At 70.3% G+C, this 7,043-nt stretch carries 1 protein-coding gene; it reads left to right on the forward strand.

The window, feature by feature from the left end; genetic code table 11:
• Nucleotides 1–7,043: non-ribosomal peptide synthetase (locus P3T27_RS40715; RefSeq protein ID WP_280686424.1), on the forward strand; the 7,043-nt coding region annotated here is incomplete at both ends.

A 7,043-nucleotide genomic window follows, 5' to 3' on the forward strand; every position in this document is an offset into this window, starting at 1 on the left:
CCATCCGCACCCTCTTCGAGACCCCCACCGTCGCCGCCCTCGCCCAACGCCTCGACGACACCACCACCAGCCGCCCCGCCCTCACCACCACCACCCGACCCGAGGTCCTACCGGTCTCCTACGCCCAGCAACGCCTCTGGTTCCTCGGCGAACTGGAAGGACCCAGCGCCACCTACAACATCCCCCTCGCCCTGCACCTGACCGGCCACCTCGACACCACCGCCCTCGACGCCGCACTACACGACGTCGTCGCACGCCACGAAGTCCTGCGCACCATCTACCCCGCCATCGACGGACAGCCCCACCAGCGCATCCTCAACCCCGATTCCGCCGGCTCCCTGCTGACCGTCCACCCGTACGACCACGACGCGCTCACCCACGCCGCCGCGCACGCCTTCGACCTCGGCAGCGAACTCCCGCTTCGTGCCACGCTGTTCTCCCACGGCGAGACCGAGCACACCCTGCTCGTCGTCGTCCACCACATCGCCGGTGACGGCTGGTCCATGGGCCCGCTCGCCCACGACATCTCCACCGCCTACACCGCCCGACTCGCCGGCACCGCTCCCAGCTGGGAACCACTCGCCGTCCAGTACGCCGACTACACCCTCTGGCAACGCGACGTCCTCGGCTCCCCCGACGACCCGCACAGCCTCCTCTCCCAACAACTCGCCTACTGGCGCCAGACCCTGGCCGACCTCCCCGAAGAGCTCGCCCTCCCCACCGACCGCCCCCGCCCCGCCACCGCCAGCCACCACGGCGGAGACATCAACCTCACCATCCCCGCCGAACTCCATGCACAACTGGCAGACTTGGCGCACGCCGAGGGCGTCACGGTGTTCATGGTGCTGCAGGCGGCGTTCGCCGTGCTGCTCTCCCGCCTCGGCGCCGGCACCGACCTCCCCATCGGCACCCCCATCGCCGGACGCACCGACGAAGCCCTCGACAACCTCATCGGCTTCTTCGTCAACACCCTCGTCCTACGCACCGACCTCAACGGCAACCCCACCTTCACCCAACTCCTCCACCGCATCCGCGAAGCAGACCTCACCGCCTTCGCCCACCAGGACATCCCCTTCGAACGCCTCGTCGAAGAACTCGCCCCCACACGATCCATGGCCCGCCACCCGATCTTCCAGGTCATGCTCACCCTCCAGAACAACACCCAGGCCACCCTCAACCTCCCCGGCCTGAACGCCACCACCACACCCACCGGCCCCGCCCCCGCCAAATTCGACCTCGGCCTCACCCTCGACGAACACCACACCCCCGACGGCACCCCCACCGGACTCCACGGCACCCTCACCTACGCCCACGACCTCTTCGACCCCCACACCGCCCAACAGATCGCCGAGCGATTCATCCGGGTCCTCTCAGCCGCCCTGACCGCGCCCGACCAACCCGTCACCGACATCGACATCCTCGACACCGCCGAACACCACCGAATCCTCACCGAGTGGAACGACACCGCCGTCAAGCCCGTGCCGGGCACGCTGCCCGAGCTGTTCGCCGCCCAGGTCGCACGGACCCCCGACGCCGTCGCAGTCGTGTACGGGGACACCGAACTCACCTACGCCGAGCTGGACGCCCGCGCCAACGGCCTCGCCCACCGCCTCATCGCCGAGGGCGTCCGGACCGAGTCCGCCGTCGCCGTCCTGATGGAGCGCTCGGCGGACCTGGTCGTCGCCCTGCTGGCCATCGTCAAGGCCGGCGGCTGCTACGTCCCGCTCGACCCCCGCTACCCCCTCGCCCACCGCCGGACCATCACCACCGAGACCGGCACCACCATCGTCCTCACCGACACCGCACTACGCGACGAGGCCGCCGAACTCGGCCTCACCGTCCTCACCACGGACGACGCCGACCAGCTCCGGACCACTCCCGACATCCGCTGCCACGAGCGGCAGCTGGCGTACGTGATGTACACCTCCGGCTCCACCGGCCGTCCCAAGGGCGTGGCCGTCACCCACCACGACATCGCCGCCCTCGCCGCCGACCACCGTTACACCGGCACCGCCACCGAGCGCGTCCTCCTACACTCGCCCCATTCCTTCGACGCCTCCACCTTCGAACTCTGGGTCCCCCTGCTGACCGGGCACCAGGTCGTCGTGGCGCCCGCCGGTGAGGTGACGGCCGCGTCGCTGGCCCGGGTGATCGCGCGGCACCAGGTCACCTGGATCTTCGTGACCATCGGCCTGTTCACGCTCTTCGCGGACGAGGACCCGAGCTGCTTCACCGGGCTGCGCGAGGTGTGGACGGGCGGCGACGTGGTCTCCCCGATCGCCGTGGCACGGGTGCGGGAGAGCTGCCCGGAGACGGTCGTGGTCAACGTCTACGGACCGACCGAGACGACCACCTTCGCCACCGCCCTGCCGGTGACCGACACCGGGAAGGCCCTGCCGATCGGCCGCCCGCTGGACGCCATGCGCGCCTACGTCCTGGACGCGCGCCTGCGGCCCGTCCCGGCCGGCGTCACCGGCGAGCTGTACCTCGCCGGCTCGGGCCTCGCCCGGGGCTACCTCCACCGCCCCGCCCTGACGGCCGAACGCTTCACCGCCGACCCCCACGGCCCGGCCGGGAGCCGGATGTACCGCACCGGCGACCTCGCGAAGTGGAACCACCACGGCGAACTCGAATACGCCGGCCGCGCCGACCAGCAGATCAAACTGCGCGGCTTCCGCATCGAACTCGGCGAGATAGAGGCCGCTTTGGCCTCCCACCCCACCGTCGCCCAGGCCACCGTCCTCCTCCGCGAAGACACCCCCGGCCACAAGCGCCTCATCGCCTACACCGTCCCCACAGGTGACCTCGACACCACCGCCGTCCTGGCGCACGTGGCCGACCGGCTCCCCGAATACATGGTCCCCACCGCCATCGTCACCCTCGACGCCCTCCCCCTCACCGTCAACGGCAAGCTCGACCGCCACGCCCTCCCCGCACCCGACCTCGCCACCGTGTCCAACCGCGCCCCACGCACCCCGCGCGAGGAGATCCTCTGCGAGGTCTTCGCCCAGATCCTCGGCGTGCCACAGGTGAACGTGGACGACAGTTTCTTCGCCCTCGGCGGACACTCCCTCCTCGCCACCCGCCTCGTCAGCCGCATCCGCACCGTCCTCGACGTCGAACTCCCCATCCGCACCCTCTTCGAGACCCCCACCGTCGCCGCCCTCGCCCAACGACTCGACGACACCACCACCAGCCGCCCCGCCCTCACCACCACCACCCGACCCGAGGCCCTACCGGTCTCCTACGCCCAGCAACGCCTCTGGTTCCTCGGCGAACTGGAAGGACCCAGCGCCACCTACAACATCCCCCTCGCCCTGCACCTGACCGGCCACCTCGACACCACCGCCCTCGACGCCGCACTACACGACGTCGTCGCACGCCACGAAGTCCTGCGCACCGTCTACCCGACGGTGGACGGCCACCCGCGTCAGCAGGTACGTCCGGCCGACTCCGTCGACCGTCTGCTCGCGGTGGGCGCCTATGACGCGACCGCCCTCGCACGGGCGACCGCGCACACCTTCGACCTCGGCAGCGAACTCCCCATCCGCGCCTGGCTGTTCTCCCACGGCGAGACCGAGCACACCCTGCTCGTCGTCGTCCACCACATCGCCGGCGACGGCTGGTCCATGGGCCCCCTCGCCCACGACATCTCCACCGCCTACACCACCCGACTCACCAACACCCCACCCACCTGGGAACCACTCACCGTCCAGTACGCCGACTACACCCTCTGGCAACGCAACCTCCTCGGCTCCCCCGACGACCCGCACAGCCTCCTCTCCCAGCAACTCACCTACTGGCGCCAGGCCCTGGCCGACCTCCCCGAAGAGCTCACCCTCCCCACCGACCGCCCCCGACCCGCCACCGCCAGCCACCACGGCGGAACGGTGGACCTCACGGTGTCGAGCGAACTCCACCAGCGGCTCACCGAGTTGGCGCACGCCGAGGGCGTCACGGTGTTCATGGTGCTGCAGGCGGCGTTCGCCGTCCTACTCTCCCGCCTCGGCGCCGGCACCGACCTCCCCATCGGCACCCCCATCGCCGGACGCACCGACGAAGCCCTCGACAACCTCATCGGCTTCTTCGTCAACACCCTCGTCCTACGCACCGACCTCAACGGCAACCCCACCTTCACCCAACTCCTCCACCGCATCCGCGAAGCAGACCTCACCGCCTTCGCCCACCAGGACATCCCCTTCGAACGCCTGGTGGAGGAGATAGCCCCCACACGATCCATGGCCCGCCACCCGCTCTTCCAGGTCATGCTCACCCTCCAGAACAACACCCAGGCCACCCTCAACCTCCCCGGCCTGAACGCCACCACCACACCCACCGGCCCCGCCCCCGCCAAATTCGACCTCGGCCTCACCCTCGACGAACACCACACCCCCGACGGCACCCCCACCGGACTCCACGGCACCCTCACCTACGCCCACGACCTCTTCGACCCCCACACCGCCCAACAGATCGCCGAGCGATTCGTCCGGGTCCTCTCGGCTGCTCTGACCGCGCCCGACCAACCCGTCACCGACATCGACATCCTCGACACCGCCGAACACCACCGAATCCTCACCGAGTGGAACGACACCACCCACGACGTCCCCACCACCACCCTCCACCAACTCGTCGAAGCCCAGGCCGCCCGCACCCCCGACGCCACCGCCCTCATCCACCACGACGAACGCCTCACCTACGCCCAACTCAACAGCCGCGCCAACCACCTCGCCCGCCTGCTCACCACCCACGGCATGGGCCCCGAGACCCTCGCCGCCGTCCTCATCGAACGCTCAACCAACCTCATCGTCACCCTCCTCGCCGTCCTCAAGACCGGCGCCGCCTACCTCCCGATCGACCCCGACTACCCCGCCGACCGCATCACCTACCTCCTCACCGACGCCCACCCCCAACTCCTCCTCACCAGCACCGAATGCGCCACCAAAGCCGGTGACCTGACGGACACCCATCACCTGCTGATCGACGAACTGTCGACCACCGGCCACGACGACACCGACCTCGACGTGGCGATGTCGCCGCAGCACCCGGCGTACGTGATCTACACCTCCGGCTCCACCGGCCACCCCAAGGGCGTCGTCGTCCCCCACACCGGCCTCGTCAACTACCTCACCCGCGCCGCCACCGCCTACCCCGAGCTCTCCGGCACCACCCTCCTGCACGCCTCCATCTCCTTCGACGCCGGCGTCACCATCCTCTACGGCGCCCTCACCACCGGCGGCCAGGTCCGACTCGCAGCACTCGACGAACACCTCCCGACCACCCTCACCAACGAACCACTCACCCTCTTCAAGGCCACACCCAGCGGCCTCGCCTACGCGGACGCGCTCTCCGAGAGCCATGTCCCGACCGGCCGACTGATGCTCGGCGGGGAGGCTCTGCCCTCCACGCTCCTGGAACGGTGGCGCCGCGAGCACCCGGGCGTCGCGATCGTGAACCACTACGGGCCGACCGAGACCACCGTCGCGTGCACCGATCATCTCCTCAGGGCCGACGACCACGGTCCGGTCGTGCCGATCGGGCGGCCGATGTGGAACACCCGCGCCTACGTCCTGGACACCGCACTGCGCCCCGTCCCCGCCGGCGTCCCGGGCGAGCTCTACATCGCCGGCGCTCAGCTCGCCCGCGGCTACCTCCACCGCCCCGCCCTCACCGCCGAACGCTTCGTCGCCAGCCCCTTCGGCCCGTCCGGGAGCCGGATGTACCGCACCGGCGACCTCGCCCGCTGGAACCACCACGGCGAACTCGAATATCTCGGCCGCACCGACGACCAGGTCAAGATCCGCGGCTACCGCATCGAACTCGGCGAAATCGAAGCCGCATTGGCCGCACACCCGGCCATCGCCCGCGCAAGCGCCATCGTCCGCGAGGACAGCCCCGGCGACAAACGCCTCGTCGGCTACGTCGTCCCCGCCTCCGACTTCGACCCGGCCACGCTCCGTGCCCACCTGGCCGACACGCTCCCGGAGTACATGGTGCCGGCCGCGATCGTCACCCTCGACGCGCTGCCGATGACTGCGAACGGCAAGCTCGACCGCCGCGCCCTGCCCGCCCCCGACTTCACCGCCGACACCGACACCGCCTACCGGGCACCCGTCACGACGCGGGAGACGGTGATCTGCGAGGTGTTCGCCGAAGTCCTGGGCCTGCCGCAGGTCGGCGCCGACGACGACTTCTTCGCGCTGGGCGGTCACTCCCTGCTCGCCGTCACGCTGGTGGAGCGGCTGCGCTCGCGGGGCGTCCCGGTGAACGTCCGTACCCTGTTCACCGCCCCGACGGTGGCCCGGCTGGCGGCGGCCGCCGACACCGGCGCGGTGGTGGTCCCGCCGAACCTGATCCCGGCCGGCGCCTGGGAGATCACCCCCGCGATGCTGCCACTCATCGAGCTGACCACCGAGGAGATCGCGCGGATCACCGCGGCATTCCCCGGCGGCGCGGCCGACATCGCGGACATCTACCCACTCGCCCCGCTCCAGGAAGGCATCTTCTTCCACCACCTGATCTCCACCGGCGCGGGCGGCGAGGACACCTACGTCACGCCGACGATGCTCACCTTCGACTCGCGCGAGCGGCTGGACATCTTCCTCGGCGCACTGCAGCGGGTGATCGACCGCCACGACATCCTGCGCACCGCCTTCCTCTGGGAAGGCCTGCCCGAACCCGTCCAGGTCGTCGCCCGCCACGCCCAACTCCCCGTCCACCAGCACGAGATCACCAGCGACGACGCCAAGGCCGAACTCACCGCAGCCTGCCCCGCCACCATGGACCTCACCCTGGCACCGCTGCTCCGCGCCCACATCGCCGCCGAACCCGGCAGCAACCGCTGGCTGCTGCTACTCAACCGCCACCACCTGGTCAGCGATCACACGGCGCTCGACATCCTGCTGGGCGAGATCCGGGCGATCCTGGCCGCCGAGGAGGACCGGCTTCCGACGCCGCTGCCGTTCCGTGACTTCGTCGCCCAGGCCCGCCTCGGCACCACCCGCGAAGAACACGAACGCTTCTTCACCACCCACCTCCACGGCATC

The organism is Kitasatospora sp. MAA19, from assembly GCF_029894125.1.
Taxonomy (GTDB): Bacteria; Actinomycetota; Actinomycetes; order Streptomycetales; family Streptomycetaceae; genus Kitasatospora.